Raw genomic sequence first — 19,756 nt, forward strand, 5'->3', positions numbered from 1 at the left:
CTCGCCGAACTCCGCGGCGTCGTCGCCGCGATCGGCACGGCCCTCCGCACGCGCTGAACCCCCTACGCCACCGGCGGGCCGAGGGCTCACACGGCGAGGTCCGCGACGCGCCGCCGCAGCGCCGCGTGGACGTCCCGGGGGCTGGTCGGCCAGATCCGCACGGCGCCGTCCTCGCAGCCGCTGACCAGCCGGTCCCCGTCGGGGCTGAACGCCACCGCCCAGACCGCCCCGGGATGCGGGTAGGCGACCAGAAGGTCGGCTCCGTCCGCGAAGTTCCACAGCCGGACGGCCCCGTCGCGGCTGCCCGTGGCGAGATGGGTGCGGGCCGGGCTGAACCGCGCCGCGTGGGACTCGCCGGTGGCCAGCTTGCCGATCATCCGCTCGTCGTGGACGTCCCACAGGCGGGCGGTCCCGTCGCCGCTCGACGTCAGCACGAACCGTCCGCTGCGGCTCCAGTCGACCGCGTGCAGCGGCGCGGTGTGCGCGGACAGCCGGGCCGGTTCGCCGTCCGAACCGGGGCGCCACAGGCGTGCGTCCGTCTGCCAGTCGGCCACCGCGACCTGCTCTCCGGTCGGGCTCCACGCCGCGTCCTCGACGAGCTCCCCTCCCGCGAGGCGGGCACGCTCCCGCAGGTCGTCGGTCGACCACACGACCGCGGAGCCGTCGTGGGACGTGGACACCAGCAGCTGCCCGTCCGGACTCCACCGCACCGCCGTGACCCGGTCGCGGTGCCCCTGCACGGACACCTCCAGCGCGAGCGTGCCGGCGTCGCGAATGGCGACCGTGCCGTCCATGCCGCCGACGGCCAGGGCGCGGCCGCTCGGGCTCCAGGCGACGGCGGCGGCGTCGGACAGCAGCTCGACCGGGTCGTCCTCGCCGGCGGCCGCCCAGATCCGCACCAGGCCGTCCTGCCCGGCGGAGGCGATGCGGCGCCCGCCGGGCTCCCAGGCGACGTCGAGCACGCGGCCGCCGTGCCGGCCGGCGACCACCGGGACGAAGCCCCCGTCGACGCCGGTGACGCGGGCGGTGGCGTCCTCGCTGCCGGACAGCAGCAGCCGGCCGTCGGGGCTCCACGCCACGCCCGACGCCCAGCCGACGTGCCCGGGGAGCGTGTCGACGGTCTGCCCGAGATCGAAGTCGAGGATCCGTACCCTGCCGTCCTCCCCGCACACGGCCGCGCGCCGCCCGGCCGGCGACCAGGCCACCCCGTAGAGCGGCGTGGCCGAGACCGGCCAGCGGCGCGTCAGCGCGAACCGTTCGGCGTCCCACAGGCAGACGCCGCCGTCCTCACCGGCGGTGAGGATCTCCGATCCGTCACGGCTCCAGGCGACCGCGGGCACCGGCCCGTCATGCGCCCGCAGCGTCGAGACGCGCTCGCCCCCGGCCACCTCCCAGACCGCGGCCGTGTGGTCGTAGCTGCCGGTGCAGACCCGGTCGCCGGCCGGGTGCCACTCGGCCGAGCGCACCCAGTCGCCATGGCCTTCCAGCACGCGGACCGTCGCGCCGGAGGCGGCGTCCCAGATCCGGACGGTGCGGTCCGGGCTGCCGGTCGCCACCAGCCGGCCGTCGGGGCTCCACCGCACCGACGACACCCACTCGGTATGGCCGCGCAGCGTGCCGAGCGCCCGCCTGCCCTCGACGTCCCAGACCCGGGCGGTCCCGTCCCATCCGCCGCTGACCAGCCGCGCGCCGGAGCCGTCGAAGTCGAGGGAGGTGACGGCGTCCTGGCCGGCCTCGATCACCGCCAGCAGCCGCCCCCGGACGGCGTCCCACAGCCGGATCGTCCGGTCGTAGCCCGCGGTGGCGGCGCGCCGCCCGTCGGGATGCCAGGCCACCGCCGAGAGCCGGTCGGAATGCCCCCGCAGGATCCGGCGGATCTTCGCCTCGCTGAACACCCTGAACATGGCGCGCTGCACGAGCGGGATGTCCCCGCCGTCGTCCGCGGCCTGCAACGCCAGCTCCAGCGCCGTCTCCGGCGCGGCCTCGAGTTCGAAGACGGCCTGCCCGGCGCGCGCGAGGGTCCGGTCGGACTGCTCGCGGGCCGCCGCGGTGTCCTGCGCGACCCGGCTCGAGGTCAGGAACACGTCCTCCAGGCGGCTCAGCAGCCCGTGGTTGCGGGTCGCCCAGTCGCCCGCCGCGGCCAGCCGGAGCCCCCGGTACAGGTAGCTGTCCTCGCGCCCGTGGTCGTCCCACTCCTGCGCGGCCTCGGTGAGCAGCCGGTGCGTCCGCAGGTCCGCCGCGTCCTGCTGGAGCCAGTCGGCGAGCGTCGCCCAGTTGTCGATCAGGGCCTCGTGCACGATCTCCACGGAGCCGCGGTCGGCGGCGACCAGCCGGGCGTCGCGGTGCGACAGCCTGAGGAGCACCTGCTCGACCTCCCGCGCGTCGGCGGCCACGAGGTCGAGTTCGTGCCGGGCGACGCGCCGCCGCGTGTAGGTGCCGTCGCGGACCGCGACGAGCCGGAGGAACATGAGCCGGGCGAGTTCCCGCTGCCGGTCGTCCAGCGCGGCGTAGGTGTCGTCGGCGAGCCGGTTCAGCGCTCCGCCGATCCCGCCGACGGCGTCGTAGTCGGCATGGGTGAGCCAGACGCCGCGGCGGCGGCGCCACAGCGCCGCGAGCGCGGTCTGCAGCAGCGGGAGCGCGCCGGGACGCCCGCGCATCTCCGCCAGCACGCGGTCGACTAGGCCGCGCTCGAACAGCGCGCCCACGTGCTGCGCCGGCATGAGCATCGCCTCGCGCAGCGACGGCTCGTCCAGCGGCCCGAGCAGCAGCTGGCCCGCCGCGAGCAGCTCGCGCAGCTCGGCGAAGGCCAGGCAGTGCTGGACGAAGTCGGCGCGCAGCGTGACGACCACCCGGATCTCGCCGGCGAGGACCTCGGCCGCCCGGTGCAGGCTCTGGACGAAGCGCAGCTGCGGGTCGACGTCCCCGCGGTGCCTCGGCTTGAGGGTGAACAGCTCCTCGAACTGGTCGACGATGAGCAGCAGCCGGTCGGTCCGGTCGTCTCCGGCGACGAGGTCGTGGACGAGCTTGGCGAGCTCGTCCGGGTCGCTCAGCATCCGCCGTTCGAACTCGGCGGCGGTTTCGGCGGCGGTGCCCGCTGCCCCCGCGCCCATGAGTTCGGCGAGACGGGCGGCCACCGCGCGCACCGGCCACGGTCCGGGCACGATGGCGGCCACCCGCGTCCGCGGCCCCGCCTCGGGCACCAGCCCCGCCATCACCAGCGACGACTTGCCGGAGCCGGAGGCGCCGACGACCGCGGTGAACGGCGAGCGCCGCACCTGCTCGACGAGCGCCGCGGTCTCCTCCGAACGGCCGAAGAACAGCGGCGCCTCGCCGGCGGTGAAGGCCCGCAGGCTCGGGAACGGCGCGGGCTCGTCGGGCAGGGCCGCCCGCGGCCGCGGTGGGGCGAAGCCCTCGACGGTGGAGACCAGCTCGGTGGCCGTGGCCGGCTCGGCCGGCCCGGCGCGCAGGTCGACGGCGAGTCGCCGCGACAGGAACGCGGGCAGCAGCCCGGCTGAGGCACCGGGCAGCAGGACCGGTACGACGCGCAGGTTGCTGCGCCGGCGGGTGGCGTACTCGACGGCGGCCTGGATGCCGGCGGCCCGCCGGGAGGTGACGCCGGCCGGTCCGACGAGCACGGCGACCGTCTCCGTCCGGTCCAGCGCGGCCCCGATCGGGTCGGAGGCGGCCGTGTCGCCGGCCACCGGGTCGGCGGCCGGCGCGTCGTCCAGCGGCCTGATGCTGTGCCGCATCAGCATCCGCGCCACCAGTTCGGCGGAGGCGTCGTCGCCGTCCTCGTAGGAGAGGAAGACCGTCCGCGACGGCGGGGGCGGCGACCGCTGCGCGGTCCACGCGTCGAGGGGCTCGCCGAGGACGTCGACGAGCAGTTCGGCCTTCGCCGGAAGGCCCGTCAGCTCCCGCAACCGGTCGAGCCGCTCCAGATCGAGCGCCGCGAGCCAGCCGTCGACCCGGGTCGCGGTGAGCACCCCGAGGCCGTCGGAGCGGTGGTGGCGGGAGATCAGCCCGATGAGGACGCCGCGGGCGAACACGGCGGCTCCGGACATGCCCTCCCAGGGGGAGGCGTCCGGGTCCGGGTCGCGCTCCGGCGGGTCGACCCGGATCTCCAGGGTGCCCTCGCGCCGATGCGACAGCGCCGCGATGGTGCCCCGGACGTGGCTCGAATCGCGGAACCAGCCGCCGGCGCCGTATCGCAGCTTGTATCTCGGGAAGCCGACGGCGGAGCAGGACAGCACGGTGTCGATGTCGTCGACCCAGCCGAAGCGGACCGGGTCCGGCGGCCCCGCGGACGGGTCCGCCGGCGGCCAGTGCCCTTCGAGGACCGCGACGTCGACGCCCTCGTCGGACCAGGCGACCGCCGCCGCGCCGCCCACCTCGTCGTCCCGGTCGGGGTCGAAGAGGACCTCCACCCGTGCGGCACCGGCGACGACGTGGGCGGCGGTGAGGACCACCGTCTCCGATATCCGGTACCCGGACCCGCGCCGCCCGGACCCGTCCTCCAGCTTCACGATGACCACGGCCGCCCGGTGCGGGTCGAGCCGGTGCCCGGGAGCCCGCTCCGCCCGCCGGCCCGTCGGGGCCATGCCGCTACCGCTCGTCCGCGCGTTCCCGGCCGGAGACGTACGGCGGGGCGGCGGAGCCGGCCACCCGCGGGGTGAGCGAGAGCTTGATCCGCTGCAGCGAGGTCGAGGCCAGCCGTCCGTCGGTCTCCAGGTCGACGACCCAGAACCGGACCTTGGCCTTCGCCCCGCCGCCCTTCTCCACGCCGACGCTGACCTCCAGCTCGATCGGGCCGAGCTCGAACTGCAGCCCCTCGCCGGGCGCGGCCGACATCGCCTCGTCGAGCTCCGAGCGCAGGTCGCGGATCAGCTCTCTCAGTTCGATCATGGCGGCGTCACCTGTCGATCGAGATGCGTGGGACCGCTCATGCTAGCCGGTCGGCGTCGACGACCCGGGCCCCCGCGCCGCCGCGGCAGGCCGCGGAGCCGCGCAGGTCCCGGCGGGCCTTGACGCGCAGGAGCCAGCGGTCGGTGCCGTCGTACCGCGGCCGGAACGCCGGACGGCCGTGCACCGCGCGGTGGTTGTCGAGGAAGTACAGGTCGCCGGGACGGGCGGTGAACGGCCGCAGGACGGCGTCGAGGGCGGCGCCCAGCACGGCCAGCGCCTCCGCCGCGTCGTCCGCACCGGGCGCCGGCGCCATGTAGACCGAGTCGGCACTGAGGTAGGGCCGGTCGGCGGGGCCGTACAGCACGGGCGCGTATTCCGTCCGTCCCTCCGTCCCGGGTCGCGGCATGCCGAACAACGGCCGGCGGAGCACCTCCGCCACGGCCGGGTCGAGCACCAGGTCGTCGACGAGCCCGACGGTGGTCGGCACCTTGTCCGGATTCCGGAGGCAGACGAACGCGAGGTGGTCGGGACGGAACCGGAACCCCGCCTCCTCGGTGTGCCAGGCCAGTTCCCGGGTGCTGCTGGTGGCGCTGACGTACTCCTCGGTGCCGCGGACCGGCACGATGTGGTTGACCAGATGCCCGCCCTGCACCGTGGACAGGGCGAACGCGTCGCCGATCAGCGACGCCGCCAGGACCAGCAGCAGCTGATGGCGGTACGTCGTGTCCGATCGGCCGGACGCCCCGCGCCACGCCTCCTGCCAGTCCGGTGGGGTGGGCCCCAAGGCCTCATCGCGAACCGGCCAGCCCTCGACCGCGAACAACGGCCGCTCGCGGCTCCGGCAGGAGACGAGGAAGGTCCGCAACCGCAACGGCAGGCGATGCGCGATGGCCTCGGCCTCCCGCAGGAAGGCCGAGTCGTCCACCGCCCCGTACCGGGCGGTCACCTCCGTGAGAAGCAGGTCGATCTCTTCGACCTCGCCGTCCCGCAAAGTGAGACGGCCGGCTCCGGTCACTTCCCTCCCCGGCGAAGAAGCCCCGGCGGCACGGGCCGTGCCACGGGGAACGGGACCGGTTCTCAGCGGATCGGCGGCTGCGGAGGCGGCGGAGGCGGAGGCGGCGGCGGGGTGGGCCGCGGAGTCGTCGGAGAGGGAGGCGCCGGCCGCGGAGGAAACCCCATCGTCCCTCCCCGCGTCGGCGCATCCGGCCCTGCGGTCCCCGTGGGCGTCCCGGGGGACGTCTCGTCGCTCGGCATCGCGCGTTCTCCCTGCTCGGTCCCGTCGGCCCTGAATGGTCCTCGCGCTCCTCCAAATCGGAGTCGCGTAGCCGCCCTATCGTGTGCGCGCCCAGCCGTAACGTCAATGATGCGGCCAGATGCGGTTCTCGTTCCGGTCCGCACCGGGAGTCGCCGAGTTCCCAGAACGCCGCATATTTAACTCGCGTTTCACACGGGGGCCGGCGGACGGCGGTGCCGGTGCTCTGGCACGAAGAAAGGCGCGCCCGAGATCCGGGCGCGCCTTTTCCGTGGCTCAGTCCTGCTCGGACCTGGCGCGGCGCATCAGCGCCGGCATCTGCTTGACCAGGATCGCGGCCATCGCGGCCGCCACCATCCCGACCATCAGCCGGGCCGCCATGGCCCGCATGGCGCCCTGCTTGCGCATGCCCGGCTGCTGCATGTTCTGCTTCCTCATTTCAACTCCTTCCCGTTCCGGTCGTGGCGCGGTCCGTGCCGCGCGGGTCGCCGGACGACAGCGCGGCCAGCAGCCGGTCGAGACCGGCGCCGCCGAACAGGTCGGCCGGAGTATGCGGGGCCACCTGCGGCCAGTCGTACAGGACGATCGGCGCGGCGAGCACCGTGCCGCGACCGCCCGGCGGGCCCGCCAGGACCGGCCAGAGGCCGTCGCTGCGGCACACCGCCGCCGCGTCCGCCAGCTGCCCGGGCGGGTCGGACGGCGACACGAACGCGCCGCCGGACGCGTCCGCGACGAGGTGCGCGCAGAGCATCGCCGTGGCGTCCGCCTCGTCGCGGTCGGCGGCGGTGCCGGTGTTGACGACCACGGCGCGCAGCCGCACGGCGCCGGGCCCGGCCGGCTCGGCCGACAGCACGACCGTCCCGGACACCCGCTCCCACGTGCGGACGATCCAGGCCGTGCCCTCGATCGGCTCCTCCGCGAGGCCCGCGGCGATCGCGACGGGGACGCGGACGGGCGAACGCAGCAGCCGCGCCACGCTCAGCCGGCCGCTGGTGATCTCCTGCTCGCGCGCCTCCGGACGCGTCCGGTACGTGCCGGAACCGGCCCGCAGCTCCTGCACCGGGGCATCGCCGTCCATCACCTGCCGGTGCACCGCGTGCAGGAACCGCAGCGTGAACTCGACGCTCGCGTCCGGCTCCATCTCCATGAGGAATTCCGCGGAGACCGTCCAGCGGTCGCCGGACCGCTCCGCCTCGTCCTTGGAATGGACGCCGCCGATCGTCCAGCGCCGTCCCCGCCGCGCCACCGAAGCCCGGTACGGCCACAGCAGATGGCCTTCGTAAAGGACGGTCTCGGCGACCGCCCTCACGGGGTCCATGGCCCGCTCTCCTCCGGCCGCATGGCCATTTCCGCGCTCAACGCGACGTCGCGCAGGGCCGGGCCGGCGTCGTTCAGCGATTCCAGCCCGGCGACGTCGTCCAGGCGGGCCGCGGTGTCCGGCTCGTCCGTCGGGCCGTGCAGTGATTCCGCGGTGCGGAGCAATTCGTCCACGGTGTCGTCGAAGGAATTGTGCGCGCGGCGCGCCCGGTAGGCGGCCAGGCGGTCGAAGCGGTCCTCGTCCAGGCGCAGCCACCGCACGGCGCCGTAGTAGCGGTCGACGAGGCTCCGCCACCGCGCGACCGGAAGCTCGCCGGTCGCCCGGTGCCGGCACGGGATCTGCGCGGTGCGCAGCACGCCGTCCTCGCCCGGGTAGAAGACCGTCCCGTCGAAGGCGAGGTCGAGCGGGACGACGCCGCCGTTCAGGGCGCGCAGGTACTGGTCCGCGGCGGCCTGCATGTCGTGGCCGCAGGGCAGCGCGACCGTCACCTCGGTCCCGCCGCGGAACGTCGGGACCGTCACCCCGATCCGCGCCCACACCAGCCCGCCCGGCGCCTCGGCGGACGGGCCGATCACGCAGGCCAGCCGGGCGCGTTCGGCCTCGTCATGGCGGCGCCGCGCCGTCGCGATCGTCACCGTCGTGGTGAGCAGGACGCATTGGACGGGCCCGCCGTCCGGGCGGCGCAGCCCGATGCGCAGGTTCAGCGTGGGCGCCGCCGCGAACGGCTCGGGCTCGATGCCGAGCAGTTCCAGCACCAGTTCCGGGACCGCGTTCGGGCGGGCGTCGCGCGCGTTCACGCGGACCTCGCGCCGCACTCGCCGGCTGTGGTCATGGCCTTCCCCCAAAGATCATCGACCAATTCGGCCTGCCCGCCGGGATTCGCCCGCAAACACCGCCGGAAAACCCCTTCCGGGCAATTCCATGTTCACGTAAAGCGGACACTCCGGCAGGGAAGATCCGGACGGCGCGGCCCCTGCCGCCAAGCGAACGCAACCGCCGGGAAAGCGCGCGACGAGGCCGCGACACGGGTCCGCTATCAGGCTGGTTGCCCGATATGCGAATGCCGTCGGCCCGGCCGGCGGGCGAAGATTTTCCGGAGTCATGCCGGACCCGATCCCCTGCCCCGTGGAGCCGCCTCGTCAAGATCGCCGCCGAGACAGGGCCGTCCCTCACCCACACGGCACCGGCTTCCGTAGGCGAGCACCCGGCGATCACCTCGACCACCACCGCCCCGAAGACGGGCATCCAATGCCTGCTCCCGGGACGCGCCGCCCCACACACGCGCTCACTCAACAACCCAAAAGAACAATTCGGGCACCGGCCAAGCAGGCGGCGCGGACAGATATACCCAGCTATCCCTGTCCGCGACACCCGAAACAAGTTCCCTTCCGGCATGCAATTGTCGGTCACGCCGAGTATGCTTTACCTATGCAATCAGTGACGGTCGACCTTGAGACCGCGTCCACCATGCAATTGGTGAACGCGGCCGCAGCGATCGCCACCGAACTTGCCGCTCGAGACGTCCCCGAATCGGCGGCGGCGTGCCTGGAGCTCACCGAGACTTTGGCCGCTGCCTGCGATATCCAGGAAAGCGCACTCGCCGGTTTCATTCGCCGGGTCGATGCCACGGGTGAACAGAAGCGGTGGGGATATCCCTCCACCCGGGCATGGTTGCGGTCGCGGTTGGGGATGCGGGAGAACCGCACCACCGAACGCCTCATCCTCGCCCGGCAACGCCACCGCCTCCCGAAAGTCGCCGAACGCCTCGCCGCCGGGGACCTGTCCTACGGATATGCGGCCACGGTCGCGCAGAGCGTGGCCAGGCTGGAAGACACCGACTGCGCCGAAGCCGAAACGACCCTGCTGGGGTTCGTGGATGAGGGATTCTCGGCCGCGAAGGTCGCGGTCTTCGGCCGCCGCATCCGCGACGTGATCGCCGAGCGGGACGGAACCGACACCGCATCCGGAGACGCTGAGCGCGGGTACGCCAAGTCGTGGATCACCAGTACCAGTTCCCTGGACGGCGGCCGCTACATCAAGGGCTGGCTGAACGCCGAAGACGCCGCGATCTGGGACGGCACCCTCGCCCCGCTGGCCAAGCCGGCCGGGCCCGAGGACACCCGCGACGTCGCCGAACGCACCGCCGCCGCCCTCTCCAGCGTCCTGTCCGGCGGACACAAGGCCACCAAGGTCACCGTCATCTGCGACCTGGACACCCTCACCGGCGGCAACACCCCCGCCCGCCTCACCGACGGCACCCCCATCCCCGCCGCCCAAGCCCGCCGCATCGCCCTCACAGCCGGAGTCTCACCCCTCCTGCTCGGACGCGGACACACGCCCCTGTACCTCGGTTACCGGGAACGGTTCGCCAGCGCCGCCCAACGCCAAGTCCTGGAGACGCTGTACCCGACCTGTGCAGTACGGGAATGCGAGATCCCGGGGACGTTGTGCGAGGTCGACCACGTCAACGGATGGGCCCTCGGACACTCACCCACCGACATCGACCAACTCACCCTCACCTGCGGATGGCACAACCGCTTCAAACACACCAGCCCACGTCAGATCGCCATCACCAAAGACCCCGACGGACGGTACGTCTACCGGCTGCTACCGCCAGCCGATCCCCGATCAAGATCCGGGACGATCGGCCCACCCGGAGCCGCCAACAACCGGGCCGCATAACCCGCCGCGCGGCGGCACGGCATGCTCGCCGGCGGCTGCTGACCGGCAAGTAGCAGCACGACGAGGCGGCACCCGCTAGTGCCGCAGCATCCAACGTTTGCCCCATGGCCCAGGCGTCGGCCCCACTGCTTGGATCACGCTTCTCGCGATATGAGCTGCTGAGTACGGTCCTGGGATCTCAGGAGCTTTCCACGAAGCGCGCGCCTGGCCCGGGCGTGCGGCAGACGTCTTCCGGGGCGAGGTAACTGTGCCCCGCAGCGCACTCGAGGACGAGCTTGACCGGCTCGTCGCAGGAGCTCGCATCGTCGACGGGCCGGTGCCGGACGATGACCGACGGGCCCTGCGGGTCGGCGAGGTACGTGTCGCCCCATTCCAGGAGCGCTACGAGCGTGGGCCGCAACGCCCGGCCCTGCTCGGTGAGCTCGTAGGCGAAGCGCTGCCGATCCCCGGGCTCCTGGTAGGGCACGCGGTGCATCACTCCCGCGGTCACCAAGGTCTCGAGCCGGGTCGCCAGGAGATTTCTGGCGATCCCGAGGCGGGAGTGGAACTCTCCGAACCGGCGCGCGCCGTCCAGCGCTTCACGAACGATGAGCAGCGACCAGCGCTCCCCCACCACCGAGAGGGCGCGCGCCACCGAGCAGTTCACCGGGTCGATTCGCCGCGTCTCCATGGGACGAGTGTACCCATCTGGGTTTACAAGCTGTACTTAGCCCTCGTAGGCTCCGGCCTGAGTTGAAGAACTAAACTCATTAGGGAGATCGACCATGCCCATGCTCGACGTGTACATCCCCGACGGCGCGCTCCAGCCGGACGCCGAGGCGGCGCTGCTGAACCGCATCACCGAGATCCTCGTCCGCAACGAGGGATTCGACCCCGCCGACCCGGTGAGCCGTTCCGTCTCCTGGCTCTGGCTGCACCGACCGGCCGGCATCTACGTCGGCGGAGAACCCGCGGACGCACCTCGCTACAAGGTCGTCCCGTCCGTCCCCGAGGGCCAGCTCGACGAGCAGAAGCGTGCGAGCGTCATCGCCGAGGTCACCGAGGCGATCCTCGACGCGGAGAACGGCGCCTGGCCGCGTGACGCCAGCCGGATCTGGGTATTCCCCACCGAGATCCCCGAGGGTCACTGGGGCGGCTGGGGCCGGATCAGGCCGCTCGCAACGATCCTCGCCCGACTCACCGGCGACGACACCGAGCGGGCCCGTACGCTCGCGCGTGAGCGGATCGCCGCCACCCGAGCCGAACACGCCCGCCTGCCCTGATGAGCGGCGAAAGAAGTGAGGATCGATGCGGCCGGTGACACAGTCGTTAGGATCAGCCCGATTCAGGCGACGTTGGCCCTGGCCACGACCTCGCGGAGGCGTTCGTCGGCGGCGTGCTGGTTCCGCCAGATGATGTAGCGGCGGATCATGCTGCCCTGCTCTTTGTGGGTGGCGTGGTCGGTGCCGTCCAGGGTGAAGTAGCGCAGGGCGGTGAACTGGGCCTCGATGCAGTTGAGCCAGGAGCTGTTGGTCGGCGTGTAGGCGAGTTCGACGTTGTTCGCCGCGGCCCGGTCGCCTACGCGGCTGTCCTTCTTCGTGGTCAGGTGCGGGGAGAAGTTGTCGAGCACGAACGCGATGCGGATCTCGGGCGGGTAGAGACCGCGCAGACAGCGGCAGAATTCTAGGAACCTGGTCCGGTGCTTCCTCGGCTTGATGTGGCCGTAGAGCTTGTCTTTGCCCAGGTCGTAGGCGGCGAACAGGTGTCTGCCCCGTGCCGGCGGGTGTAGGTCGCCCGTCGGCGGGGCCTCGGTTCCCGGCCAGGGTCCTTGTGCCGCCCACCGCGCTCGGCCCCCTGCCGCCCAGGGTGGGGCTGGAGGCTAAGCGGGCCGAACTCGTCCAGGCAGAAGACGCCTTCAGGCTCACCCTCCTCCGGCATCACCTCGCCGTCGGCGACCAGGAAGCCGGCCAGCTTGGCCAGGCTCCAGGTCGAGAACGGCAGGCCGTGCTCGGCCGGCTTGGACTTGGCGATCTTCTTGATCTCGCGCCGCTTGGGCAGCGTGAACGTCGAAGCCATCGGCGTTGAAGTCGTGGAGCACGTCCCGGGCCCGGTCCGCGCTGGTGAACGTCACCTCGGCGATCTTCCTAACCGGCATGCCCTGCGCGGACGGCAGCACCATCGTGTACCCGTTCTGCCACCCGGGCAGCCTGGCGACACCGTACTGATCAGGTGTTCGCCGGGTCGCCAGGTGGGTGCTGGAGGAACCATTCCACGATGCCCGGCATCCGGGGCTCGAAGGGTCCGGGGACGGAGATGTTGAGCGCACCCGTCCGCTCGCCGGTGCGGTTCTGGAAATCGTGGGGAGTGCCGCCTGGAGCCAGCACGAACGATCCCTTGGGCGCGTCGATCCAACGGTCTCCGATGAGGAAGGTCATCGTGCCGTCGAGGACGTAGAAGACGTCGTCCTCCGGATGGGTGTGGGCCCCCGGTCCCGTGGTGTGCGGCTCAAGCCACCATTCCGAGATCGAGTAGCGGTCGGCCGTCTCCGTACCGTCCGCCTTGAACACCGCGTTGATGCGCCCCATGTCGTAGTGGCGTCCCTCGCCGGGTGCGCGGTGAACGGGGATTCGCACGTCCGAGTCCGTGTTCATGCCTCGACGGTAAGCACCCAAGGCCGACCGGGTCTTGGACGAATGGGAGCCCGGCTCCACATAACCGCCAGGTCAGACGGGCTGACCGATGGGCCGGACGGTGAGGGTGTTGAGGTCGACACCCGCCGGCTGGTCGAGGGCGTAGTAGATGGCCTCGGCGATGGGCTGGGGAGACAGGGCGAAGGAAGGAGCGCCGGCGCCCTGCCAGAAGGGCGTGTCGATCATGCCGGGGTTGACGAGGGTGACACCGATGCCGCGGGCCGTGGCGTGCAGGCGCAGGTTCTCGGCGAGTCCGGTGGTGGCCCACTTGGTGGCCGAGTAGAGATTGCCGGGAGAGTTCTTCAGCCCGGCGACGCTGCCGATGAGGACCAGCCGTCCGCCGGTGGCCTCGAGGTGGGGCAGGGCGGCGTGGGCCAGCAGGGCGGGGCCGAGGACGTTGGTGAGGACCATCGGCGCCCACGACGTCGGATCGCCGGCCCCGATGGAGTCGCCGGTCATGAATCCGGCGTTGGCCACCGCTGCGTCAAGGGCACCGAAATGCTCGACGGTGCTGGTCACGACCGTCTCGGTGGCCTCCCAGTCCGCCGCGTCCGCGACAAGGCCCAGCAGCCGGTCGGGGCGGCCGGCCTCATCCAGGAAGGTCTTCAGCTTGGTCTCGTCGCGGCCGGTGACGGCCACGCGGTGGCCGCGGTCGAGCAGCAGCCGCGCGGTGTGGGCGCCGATACCGCTGGTCGCGCCGGTGATCAGTACGGTCTTGCCGGTCATGTCATGCTCCTTGAGTGTGAGTGGCGGACGGCGATGAAGGAGTGCCGCTGGACCGCCGATCCCACGAAACCGCTGCCGGCAGGGGCGAACAAGGCCGCGTTTATGGGGGGCATAAACACAACCCCCCTGGTCCGCCGGTCCATGGGTACCGTGGACGAATGGAGCCCCCGCCCGAGAGCCGCACAGACAACCGCTCGGACATCCGCGATTTCCTCGCGAGCCGACGCGCCAGGCTCGCCCCGGAGCGGGTCGGGCTGCCCACGAGCCGGCGCCGCCGGGTTCCGGGACTGCGGCGCGAGGAGGTCGCGGCCCTCGCCGGCGTGAGCACCGAGTGGTACACGCGGCTGGAGAAGGGCCACATCAGCGGCGTCTCCGAGGACGTGCTGGAAGCGGTCGCCCAGGCGTTGCTCCTCAGCGAGGACGAGCGCACCTACCTGCTCGATCTGGCCAGAGCGGCTCGCCCCGCCCGCCGGGCGCCGCGACGTCGCCGCAAGGACGTCGAGATCCCGCCCTCCGTCCAGTGGATGGTCGACTCCATGACCATGGCCCCCGCCTTCGTGCGCAACGGCCACCTGGACATCGTCGCGAGCAACGCGCTGTGCAGGGCCCTCTATTCACCGATGTTCGACAGCGCCACGACCGCCGATCGGGGCCGCGCCAATTTCCCCCGCTACTTCTTCCTCGACCCCGGCTCTGCCCATTTCTTCGTCGACTGGGAGGAAGGCGCGAAGGCCACGGTCGCCGTGCTCCGCGCCGAAGCCGGACGCGAACCGCACGACCGGGCCCTGCGCGAGCTCGTCGGCGAGTTGTCCACGCTCAGCCCCGAGTTCCGCACCATGTGGGCCAGTCACGACGTCCGAATCCACCACCAGGGCGTCAAGCGGCTGGACCTTCCCGAGGTCGGCCGCCTGGAGCTGACGTTCCGCTCCCTGAACCTGCCCCTGACCCAGGGGGCCGTGCACGACCTGACCGTCTACGCGGCCGAGCCGGGCACCCCCTCGGAGGACCGCCTCAAACTCCTCGCCAGCTGGACAGCACCTCCGACCTCGACCACGGAACCGCTCCGCTAATACCGAACCCGCCAGGGCCTCCCCCGGTGGCCCCGGCGAGCTCGAACGCGCCGTCGCTTCGCCGGGGGGCGGGGCACCGGTCCGGGGAGGCCGCGGTCCCGCTACGTCCGGGCGGCCAAGAAGGGCAGCACGACCTCCGCCATCTCGTCGGGCACCTCCTCGGCGAGGTCATGTCCGGCGTCGAAGACGTGGCCCGTGACGTCATCGGCGAACAGCCGCATCTGGGCCTCGTTCCGGTCGCCGATGAAGGCGGAGCCGCCGAGCGCCAGCACGGGGATGTCCAGCTTCTTCCGTGCGGCCTGCCGGTTCTGCTCGGCGTCGACGAGCATCGCCCGATAGATCGCGAGCATCGAGCGGACGCCTCCCGGCATGGAGTAGCAGCGCACGTACTCCTCGATCGCGTCGGCGGTGGCGCTGTCCGGGCGGCTGCGCTCATTCTTGATCATGTACGTGATCAGCTCCCGTTCGTGCCCGGCGATGAGCATCTCGGGCACGTCCGGCTGGAAGTAGAAGCCCAGGTGCCACAGGTGCATGCCGCTCGAGACGTTCTCGGGGGTGAGCGCCGTGTGGTCCTCGAAGCCGAATCCGGGGAACAGCGCCTCGACGAAGACCAGGGCGTTGACATGGTCGCGGTTCCGGGCGGCGAGCTGGTAGCCGATCACGGCTCCCCAGTCCTCTCCGATCACGCTGTAGCTCTCGTGCCCGAGATGGGCCATCAGCGCGGCGACGTCGTCGCTCATCGTCGCGGAGTCGTAGCCGTCCGCGGGATGCGCCGAGTCACCGAGACCGCGCAGGTCGGGCACGACGACGGTGTAACGCGGCGTCAGCTTGGGGACGAGGTGCCGCCAGTGGTAGCCGGTCTTCGGCACCCCGTGCAGGAGCACGACGGCCGGTCCCGACCCGGCCGTCCGGTAGTGCAGGCTCGTCCCGTTGACGGCGGCCCGGCCCGTCCGGACCGGCTCCCCCTGGTGATCAAGCATCATTTCCTCTCCCTTCATGGCGTGTTCCACATGGCCGTGGACGCGGCGCGTCCGGTGACGGCGGCCCGTGCCGACGGCGGCTCGCCGTTTTATGGATCGATCGATACAGATAACGGGCATGCGACATCAGTCGAGGGCGGTCAGGGCGACCTCCACGAGCGGTTCGAGGGCACGGGCGTCCGGGGTGACCTTCGAGGAGACCAGCAGCCCGTTGAGGAACGTGACGAGGAAGGCGGCGAGGGTCTGCGGGGCATGCCGCGCCGAGATCTCACCGCGCTCCACCGCCGCGCGGAGCAGTTCGGTGAGAGCGTCCTGGTTGGCGCCGAGCACGTCTCGAACGATGCGTCCGGTCCGCTGATCCGCGGGCAGGCGTTCCGTGGCGGCGTTGACCAGGAGGCAACCTTGGCCGCCGTGCTCGACGGCGATCCGGATCCGCTCGACCAGCAATGCGCGGACGGCCGAACGGGCGTCCGCACCCTCTTCGAGGGTCCGCAGAGCGACCGCCGCGAACGTGGAGCGATAGTGGTCCAGCGCGGCCCGATAGAGGCCGTCCTTGTCGCCGAACGCGGCATACAGGGAGCCCTGCCCGATCCCGAGATGCCGGGTCAGATCGCGCACCGAGGTCGCCTCGTACCCGCGTGCCCAGAACAGCTCCATCGCACGGCTCACCGCCGCTTCGGTGTCGAACTCCCTGGTCCTCGCCATGCGCTCACCGTACCGTATCTGGATCGCGCGTTCAAGAATCACGAAGTGACCCGACGATGGTCCATCTGGACGACCTGCTCGCCGCCGACGTCGGGCTCGACCCGGCCGTTCCTGGAGGCGATCGACGAGGCCGTCCCGCCCGTCACCGACATCGCAGGCATCAAGCACCTCACCGGCAACCCGCCCCTCTCCCCGCGAACCGCCGCCGCCCTGCTGACCCGCCACGACGGCGTCCCACGCCCACCGGTGGCCATGACCGAGGCCCGAGAAATGCGTTGAAGCTACTCTGCCGAGTACCCGCACCCAGCTGAACCGGAGGCACCACGAGCCATGCACGCGCTGACTCTCCCGTTGCCGTCCGGTGACACCTGGACCCGTGCAGACTTTGAGGCGCTGCCCGAAGACCTCCCGGTGCGCATGAGCCTGGTCCACGGAGAACTCGTCCTGAACCCACGCCGCCGACCGATCCACCAGCGCATCGCGCGGCGTTTGGCGACTCGAATCGAAGAGGCCGCTCCCGATGCATGGCAGGTCGACACCGAGGTGGACGTCCTCCTGGACGACGACGAGCTGGAGCCGGTCGAGATCGCCCCTGACATCGTCGTGTACTCCACCGACCACGACGTCTACGAGCGTCCCATCCCGGCCGATCTGATCACTCTCGTCGTTGAGGTCGTGTCGCCGTCCACCAAGCGCAAGGACCGGCGGATACAGCCGGCCCTCTACGCGGAGGCGCAGATCCGTCACTACTGGCGGGTGGAGACCGACCAGACCGCACCGGCTTTCGCCGTCTACACCTATGAGCTGGACGATGCCACCGGCGGATATGTGGCGACCGGCGTATGCCACGACCGGATCACCGCGACTTTGCCGTTCGACCTCGACATCGACCTCAAGGCCGTCCACGAACGCTGAGGGCGCTCAGCGGGTGGCGAGAGCGGAGTTCACGGCGCTACGCAGGGCCGCGCGGGTGACCAGCAGGACGGGCCCGTCCGGGTCCTTGCTGTCCCGCACCGCCACCACTCCGGCCGCGTCCGCCAACTCAACGCACTCAGCCGCGTTGGAGCCGCTGCGGGTGCTCTTGCGCCACGAGAGCCCCGCCAGCTCGATGCAGTTGCCGCCGTTCTCGCCACTGCGGGTGCTTTTACGCCACGAGAGCCCTGCCAGTTCGATGCAATTGCCGCCGTTGGATCCGCTGTAGCTGCTCTTGCGCCAGGGGGCGCTTTTCAGGGACATGCTTTCAGTGTCGAACGGGCGGACGCGGCTGTCACGGGTCCGTACTCGCGCTGCGAGGCGTCCAGCGTCCAAGAGGCACAGCAGGGCGACGGACGCCCTCATGGTGCGGCGGGCTGGCCGGGGGTAGGCGGACGGCCCGCCGCGACTCAGCATGGAGGACGGGGGATGGTTGTGGAGCGGTCAGCGAGTACTGAGGGCGGCGTTCACCGCAGTGCGCAGGGCCGCGCGAGTTACCAGCAGGACGGGCCCGGCCGGGTCCTTGCTGTCCCGCACCGCCACCACGTCCGCCACCGCTCCGGCCGCGTCCGCCAACTCGACGCAGTCACCGCCATTGGAGCCGCTGTAGGTGCTCTTGCGCCAAGAGAGCCCGGCCAACTCGACGCAGTCACCGCCGTTGGAAGCGCTGTAGCTGCTCTTGCGCCAGTGGACGCATTCCAGGGACATGCTTTCAGTGTCGGACGCGGAGGCGCGACTGTCACGGGCCCGTGCTCGCGCCGGTGGGCGTCCAGCGTCCGAAGGCGAGGTCGAGACCGTCACGGCAAGGCGACGCGATGTACTCCGTGGTGCGCGCGGGCCGTCCGAGCGTTGGGTGGACGGCCCGCTGCGACTCCGTCTTATGGGAGACCGGGGGACGGTCGCGGGGCTTCAGCGGGTCGCGAGGGCGGAGTCCACGGCGCTGCGAAGAGCCGCGCGGGTGACCAGCAGGACAGGCCCGTCCGGGTCCTTGCTGTCCCGCACCGCCACCGCATCCGCCTTGGCCTGCTATTCGTGGAGGAACTGCGCGAGTGCCGCCCGGATCTCGGGTCGGTGGCCGCCCGCGCCCAGTTCGAGGATGGCGCCCTCCACGACGGCGCTGTTCCACATGGCCGCGCTAGGCCCGGGGTGCGCCCAGCCCATGGCGGTGAAGTCGGGGCTGGTCCGCTGGATGACCAGCTTGTTGCGGGACGCGATCGCCTCGATGATCGCGGGCTCGACACGGGCCTCCAGCAGCAGGGCCCGGACGCCGCGATGGCTCAGGCATTGGTCCAGGTAGGCGTTCGCGGCGGCGAGGAGCCTGTCCCGGCCCGGCGCCATTCCCGCGATCGTCTCCTCGATCTCCGCGAACGTGCGGTCGTGGAACTCGGTGTGCAGCGCCAGCAGGAATTCCGACCGGTCGCGGAAGTGGTGGAAGAAGGTGCCCTTGGCCACGCCCGCCTCGGTCACGATGAGGTTGACGCTCATGCCGGCCAGGCCCGTCCGTTCCGCCAGGGACAGGCCCGCGGCGATGAGCTGCCTGCGGGTGGCCGCCGCGCGCTGCTGCCGGATGCCGGTGCTCACTGCGCGCTCCCGGCGGTCGCCACCGATTCCAGGAAAGGCAGGACCAGGTCCAGGAACCCGTCCGGGTCGGAGGCGAAGACCACGTGCCCGGTGTCGAGCGTCCGCAGCTCCGCGCCGGGTATCGCCTCCTGCGTCCGGCGTGCGGCGGACATGGGGAGGACGATGTCCCGCGCCCCCCATGCCAGCAGCACGGGCACGCCGAGCCGGGGCCCCTCGGCCCGCAGGTCGTAGGACGGGTCGGCAATGCTGCGCCACAGCGCGGCGGAGATGGCGGCGCCCGTCCTGCTGCGCGCCCGGTCCTGGACCTGGCGGGTGATGGCGCGGAGCCGGTCGCCGTCCGGTTTCATGTAGCGGGGAACGAGCCGGGGGAACACCGCCCGGTTGACGGCCGGGACGCCCAGGATGCGGGCCGCGAGGCGGGGGACTTTGACGAACCCGCCGGCGTTGACCAGGACGAGCCCGGCGACCCGGTCCGGGTGATCCAATGCGAGCCTGGCCGCGGCGTACCCGCCGACCGAGTTGCCCATGAACACGGCCCGGGCGAGATCGAGCTCGGCGGCGAGGTCGGCGAGAACTCCGGCCAGCAGCGGCGCGGTCACCGACCGCGGCCCGGCAGGCATCCCGGAACGTCCATGGCCCGGCCAGTCCACGGCCAGTACGCGGTGGCCGGCGTCCGCGAGCGGTCCGGCCACGGCGTCGAAGTCGGTGTGGTCGTGCAGGCTGGCGTGCAGCAGGACGACCGGCCGGCCGCTTCCCCGCTCGGTATGGAACACCCGCCCCGCTCTGGTCTGGACGAAAGGCATCGCTGATCCCCAACTCAGTGACCGACCGGTCGGTCAGCCTATTGTGCAGGCTAACCCCCCACCCGGATGAAGGCAACCCCCGCCCAGTCAGCAGAG

The 19,756-nt window shown here is 71.9% G+C and carries 23 protein-coding genes; 6 read left to right on the forward strand and 17 right to left on the reverse strand.

What is annotated here, in order from left to right; translation table 11 throughout:
* Positions 1 to 86: 86 nt before the first annotated feature.
* The 6 genes from ACA514_RS06055 to ACA514_RS06080 form a co-directional block, all read right to left on the reverse strand.
* Positions 87 to 4,598: a trypsin-like peptidase domain-containing protein gene (locus ACA514_RS06055; RefSeq protein WP_375040003.1), complete on the reverse strand. Its 4,512-nt coding sequence runs from the start codon at positions 4,596 to 4,598 to the stop codon at positions 87 to 89.
* 4 nt (positions 4,599 to 4,602) lie between these two features.
* Positions 4,603 to 4,902: a trypco2 family protein gene (locus tag ACA514_RS06060; RefSeq protein WP_375040004.1), complete on the reverse strand. Its 300-nt coding sequence runs from the start codon at positions 4,900 to 4,902 to the stop codon at positions 4,603 to 4,605.
* Between the two features lie 37 nt (positions 4,903 to 4,939).
* The gene (locus ACA514_RS06065; RefSeq protein ID WP_375040005.1) at positions 4,940 to 5,917 is read right to left on the reverse strand and encodes a TauD/TfdA family dioxygenase; all 978 of its coding nucleotides are present in this window, start codon (positions 5,915 to 5,917) and stop codon (positions 4,940 to 4,942) included.
* A gap of 513 nt (positions 5,918 to 6,430) precedes the next feature.
* Positions 6,431 to 6,592: a hypothetical protein gene (locus ACA514_RS06070; protein ID WP_375040006.1), complete on the reverse strand. Its 162-nt coding sequence runs from the start codon at positions 6,590 to 6,592 to the stop codon at positions 6,431 to 6,433.
* 1 nt (position 6,593) lies between these two features.
* Positions 6,594 to 7,472 carry a hypothetical protein gene (locus tag ACA514_RS06075; protein WP_375040007.1) on the reverse strand — a complete coding sequence of 293 codons (879 nt, stop codon included), beginning with the start codon at positions 7,470 to 7,472 and terminating at the stop codon, positions 6,594 to 6,596.
* Positions 7,460 to 8,269: a DUF6084 family protein gene (locus ACA514_RS06080; RefSeq protein WP_375040008.1), complete on the reverse strand. Its 810-nt coding sequence runs from the start codon at positions 8,267 to 8,269 to the stop codon at positions 7,460 to 7,462. The genes ACA514_RS06075 and ACA514_RS06080 overlap by 13 nt, the downstream gene beginning before the upstream one ends.
* A 631-nt stretch (positions 8,270 to 8,900) precedes the next feature.
* Between ACA514_RS06080 and ACA514_RS06085 the strand changes: the two genes are divergently transcribed.
* Positions 8,901 to 10,154: a DUF222 domain-containing protein gene (locus tag ACA514_RS06085; RefSeq protein WP_375040009.1), complete on the forward strand. Its 1,254-nt coding sequence runs from the start codon at positions 8,901 to 8,903 to the stop codon at positions 10,152 to 10,154.
* A gap of 178 nt (positions 10,155 to 10,332) precedes the next feature.
* On the opposite strand, the gene ACA514_RS06090 is transcribed toward ACA514_RS06085, so the two are convergent.
* Positions 10,333 to 10,824, reverse strand: coding sequence for a winged helix-turn-helix transcriptional regulator (locus ACA514_RS06090; protein ID WP_375040010.1), 492 nt, complete (start codon positions 10,822 to 10,824; stop codon positions 10,333 to 10,335).
* Positions 10,825 to 10,918: 94 nt separating this feature from the next.
* Between ACA514_RS06090 and ACA514_RS06095 the strand changes: the two genes are divergently transcribed.
* Positions 10,919 to 11,416, forward strand: a complete 498-nt coding sequence (locus tag ACA514_RS06095; RefSeq protein ID WP_375040011.1) for a hypothetical protein — start codon at positions 10,919 to 10,921, stop codon at positions 11,414 to 11,416.
* 62 nt (positions 11,417 to 11,478) lie between these two features.
* Here the strand turns inward: ACA514_RS06095 and ACA514_RS06100 are convergent, their stop codons facing one another.
* A complete protein-coding gene (locus ACA514_RS06100; RefSeq protein WP_375040281.1) occupies positions 11,479 to 11,895 on the reverse strand; it encodes a transposase in 417 nt (138 codons plus the stop codon).
* A gap of 319 nt (positions 11,896 to 12,214) precedes the next feature.
* On the opposite strand from ACA514_RS06100, the gene ACA514_RS06105 reads away from it, so the two are divergent.
* On the forward strand, positions 12,215 to 12,358 hold the full coding sequence (locus ACA514_RS06105) for a hypothetical protein (RefSeq protein WP_375040012.1): 144 nt from the start codon (positions 12,215 to 12,217) through the stop codon (positions 12,356 to 12,358).
* Here the strand turns inward: ACA514_RS06105 and ACA514_RS06110 are convergent, their stop codons facing one another.
* The gene (locus ACA514_RS06110) at positions 12,359 to 12,784 is read right to left on the reverse strand and encodes a cupin domain-containing protein (RefSeq protein WP_375040014.1); all 426 of its coding nucleotides are present in this window, start codon (positions 12,782 to 12,784) and stop codon (positions 12,359 to 12,361) included.
* Positions 12,785 to 12,856: 72 nt separating this feature from the next.
* Entirely contained in the window at positions 12,857 to 13,549 is a 693-nt protein-coding gene (locus tag ACA514_RS06115) for an SDR family oxidoreductase (protein WP_375040015.1), read from the reverse strand.
* 158 nt (positions 13,550 to 13,707) lie between these two features.
* Here ACA514_RS06115 and ACA514_RS06120 point away from each other — a divergent pair, with 158 nt between their 5' ends.
* Positions 13,708 to 14,619, forward strand: coding sequence for a helix-turn-helix transcriptional regulator (locus ACA514_RS06120; protein ID WP_375040016.1), 912 nt, complete (start codon positions 13,708 to 13,710; stop codon positions 14,617 to 14,619).
* 101 nt (positions 14,620 to 14,720) lie between these two features.
* Here ACA514_RS06120 and ACA514_RS06125 read toward each other — a convergent pair whose 3' ends face one another.
* Together ACA514_RS06125 and ACA514_RS06130 are read right to left on the reverse strand one after the other, a co-directional pair.
* Positions 14,721 to 15,602, reverse strand: coding sequence for an alpha/beta fold hydrolase (locus ACA514_RS06125; RefSeq protein ID WP_375040018.1), 882 nt, complete (start codon positions 15,600 to 15,602; stop codon positions 14,721 to 14,723).
* Positions 15,603 to 15,725: 123 nt separating this feature from the next.
* Entirely contained in the window at positions 15,726 to 16,304 is a 579-nt protein-coding gene (locus tag ACA514_RS06130; protein ID WP_375040019.1) for a TetR/AcrR family transcriptional regulator, read from the reverse strand.
* A gap of 45 nt (positions 16,305 to 16,349) precedes the next feature.
* Between ACA514_RS06130 and ACA514_RS06135 the strand changes: the two genes are divergently transcribed.
* Complete coding sequence (locus ACA514_RS06135) at positions 16,350 to 16,583, forward strand: hypothetical protein (RefSeq protein WP_375040020.1); 234 nt, start codon at positions 16,350 to 16,352, stop codon at positions 16,581 to 16,583.
* Positions 16,584 to 16,634: 51 nt separating this feature from the next.
* Entirely contained in the window at positions 16,635 to 17,219 is a 585-nt protein-coding gene (locus ACA514_RS06140; RefSeq protein WP_375040021.1) for a Uma2 family endonuclease, read from the forward strand.
* Positions 17,220 to 17,225: 6 nt separating this feature from the next.
* Here the strand turns inward: ACA514_RS06140 and ACA514_RS06145 are convergent, their stop codons facing one another.
* The 5 genes from ACA514_RS06145 to ACA514_RS06165 form a co-directional block, all read right to left on the reverse strand.
* Entirely contained in the window at positions 17,226 to 17,540 is a 315-nt protein-coding gene (locus ACA514_RS06145) for a DUF397 domain-containing protein (protein ID WP_375040022.1), read from the reverse strand.
* A gap of 180 nt (positions 17,541 to 17,720) precedes the next feature.
* Positions 17,721 to 17,984 carry a DUF397 domain-containing protein gene (locus ACA514_RS06150; RefSeq protein WP_375040023.1) on the reverse strand — a complete coding sequence of 88 codons (264 nt, stop codon included), beginning with the start codon at positions 17,982 to 17,984 and terminating at the stop codon, positions 17,721 to 17,723.
* Between the two features lie 201 nt (positions 17,985 to 18,185).
* Complete coding sequence (locus ACA514_RS06155; RefSeq protein WP_375040024.1) at positions 18,186 to 18,284, reverse strand: DUF397 domain-containing protein; 99 nt, start codon at positions 18,282 to 18,284, stop codon at positions 18,186 to 18,188.
* 18 nt (positions 18,285 to 18,302) lie between these two features.
* Positions 18,303 to 18,857 (reverse strand): TetR/AcrR family transcriptional regulator, encoded by a 555-nt coding sequence (locus tag ACA514_RS06160; protein ID WP_375040025.1) that lies wholly within the window; start codon positions 18,855 to 18,857, stop codon positions 18,303 to 18,305.
* Entirely contained in the window at positions 18,854 to 19,660 is an 807-nt protein-coding gene (locus tag ACA514_RS06165) for an alpha/beta fold hydrolase (RefSeq protein ID WP_375040026.1), read from the reverse strand. The genes ACA514_RS06160 and ACA514_RS06165 overlap by 4 nt, the downstream gene beginning before the upstream one ends.
* Positions 19,661 to 19,756: the final 96 nt, after the last annotated feature.

Source organism: Actinomadura sp. NTSP31, assembly GCF_041951385.1.
In the GTDB taxonomy this organism is placed as follows: Bacteria; Actinomycetota; Actinomycetes; order Streptosporangiales; family Streptosporangiaceae; genus Spirillospora; species Spirillospora napierensis.

Coding starts and splice junctions, on each gene's coding strand:
- ACA514_RS06055 (WP_375040003.1), bottom strand. CDS start 4,598: ATGGCCCCGACGGGCCGGCGGGCGGAGCGGGCTCCCGGGCACCGGCTC.
- ACA514_RS06060 (WP_375040004.1), bottom strand. CDS start 4,902: ATGATCGAACTGAGAGAGCTGATCCGCGACCTGCGCTCGGAGCTCGAC.
- ACA514_RS06070 (WP_375040006.1), bottom strand. CDS start 6,592: ATGAGGAAGCAGAACATGCAGCAGCCGGGCATGCGCAAGCAGGGCGCC.
- ACA514_RS06075 (WP_375040007.1), bottom strand. CDS start 7,472: ATGGACCCCGTGAGGGCGGTCGCCGAGACCGTCCTTTACGAAGGCCAT.
- ACA514_RS06085 (WP_375040009.1), top strand. CDS start 8,901: ATGCAATCAGTGACGGTCGACCTTGAGACCGCGTCCACCATGCAATTG.
- ACA514_RS06090 (WP_375040010.1), bottom strand. CDS start 10,824: ATGGAGACGCGGCGAATCGACCCGGTGAACTGCTCGGTGGCGCGCGCC.
- ACA514_RS06095 (WP_375040011.1), top strand. CDS start 10,919: ATGCCCATGCTCGACGTGTACATCCCCGACGGCGCGCTCCAGCCGGAC.
- ACA514_RS06110 (WP_375040014.1), bottom strand. CDS start 12,784: ATGAACACGGACTCGGACGTGCGAATCCCCGTTCACCGCGCACCCGGC.
- ACA514_RS06115 (WP_375040015.1), bottom strand. CDS start 13,549: ATGACCGGCAAGACCGTACTGATCACCGGCGCGACCAGCGGTATCGGC.
- ACA514_RS06120 (WP_375040016.1), top strand. CDS start 13,708: ATGGAGCCCCCGCCCGAGAGCCGCACAGACAACCGCTCGGACATCCGC.
- ACA514_RS06125 (WP_375040018.1), bottom strand. CDS start 15,602: ATGATGCTTGATCACCAGGGGGAGCCGGTCCGGACGGGCCGGGCCGCC.
- ACA514_RS06130 (WP_375040019.1), bottom strand. CDS start 16,304: ATGGCGAGGACCAGGGAGTTCGACACCGAAGCGGCGGTGAGCCGTGCG.
- ACA514_RS06140 (WP_375040021.1), top strand. CDS start 16,635: ATGCACGCGCTGACTCTCCCGTTGCCGTCCGGTGACACCTGGACCCGT.
- ACA514_RS06145 (WP_375040022.1), bottom strand. CDS start 17,540: ATGTCCCTGAAAAGCGCCCCCTGGCGCAAGAGCAGCTACAGCGGATCC.
- ACA514_RS06150 (WP_375040023.1), bottom strand. CDS start 17,984: ATGTCCCTGGAATGCGTCCACTGGCGCAAGAGCAGCTACAGCGCTTCC.
- ACA514_RS06165 (WP_375040026.1), bottom strand. CDS start 19,660: ATGCCTTTCGTCCAGACCAGAGCGGGGCGGGTGTTCCATACCGAGCGG.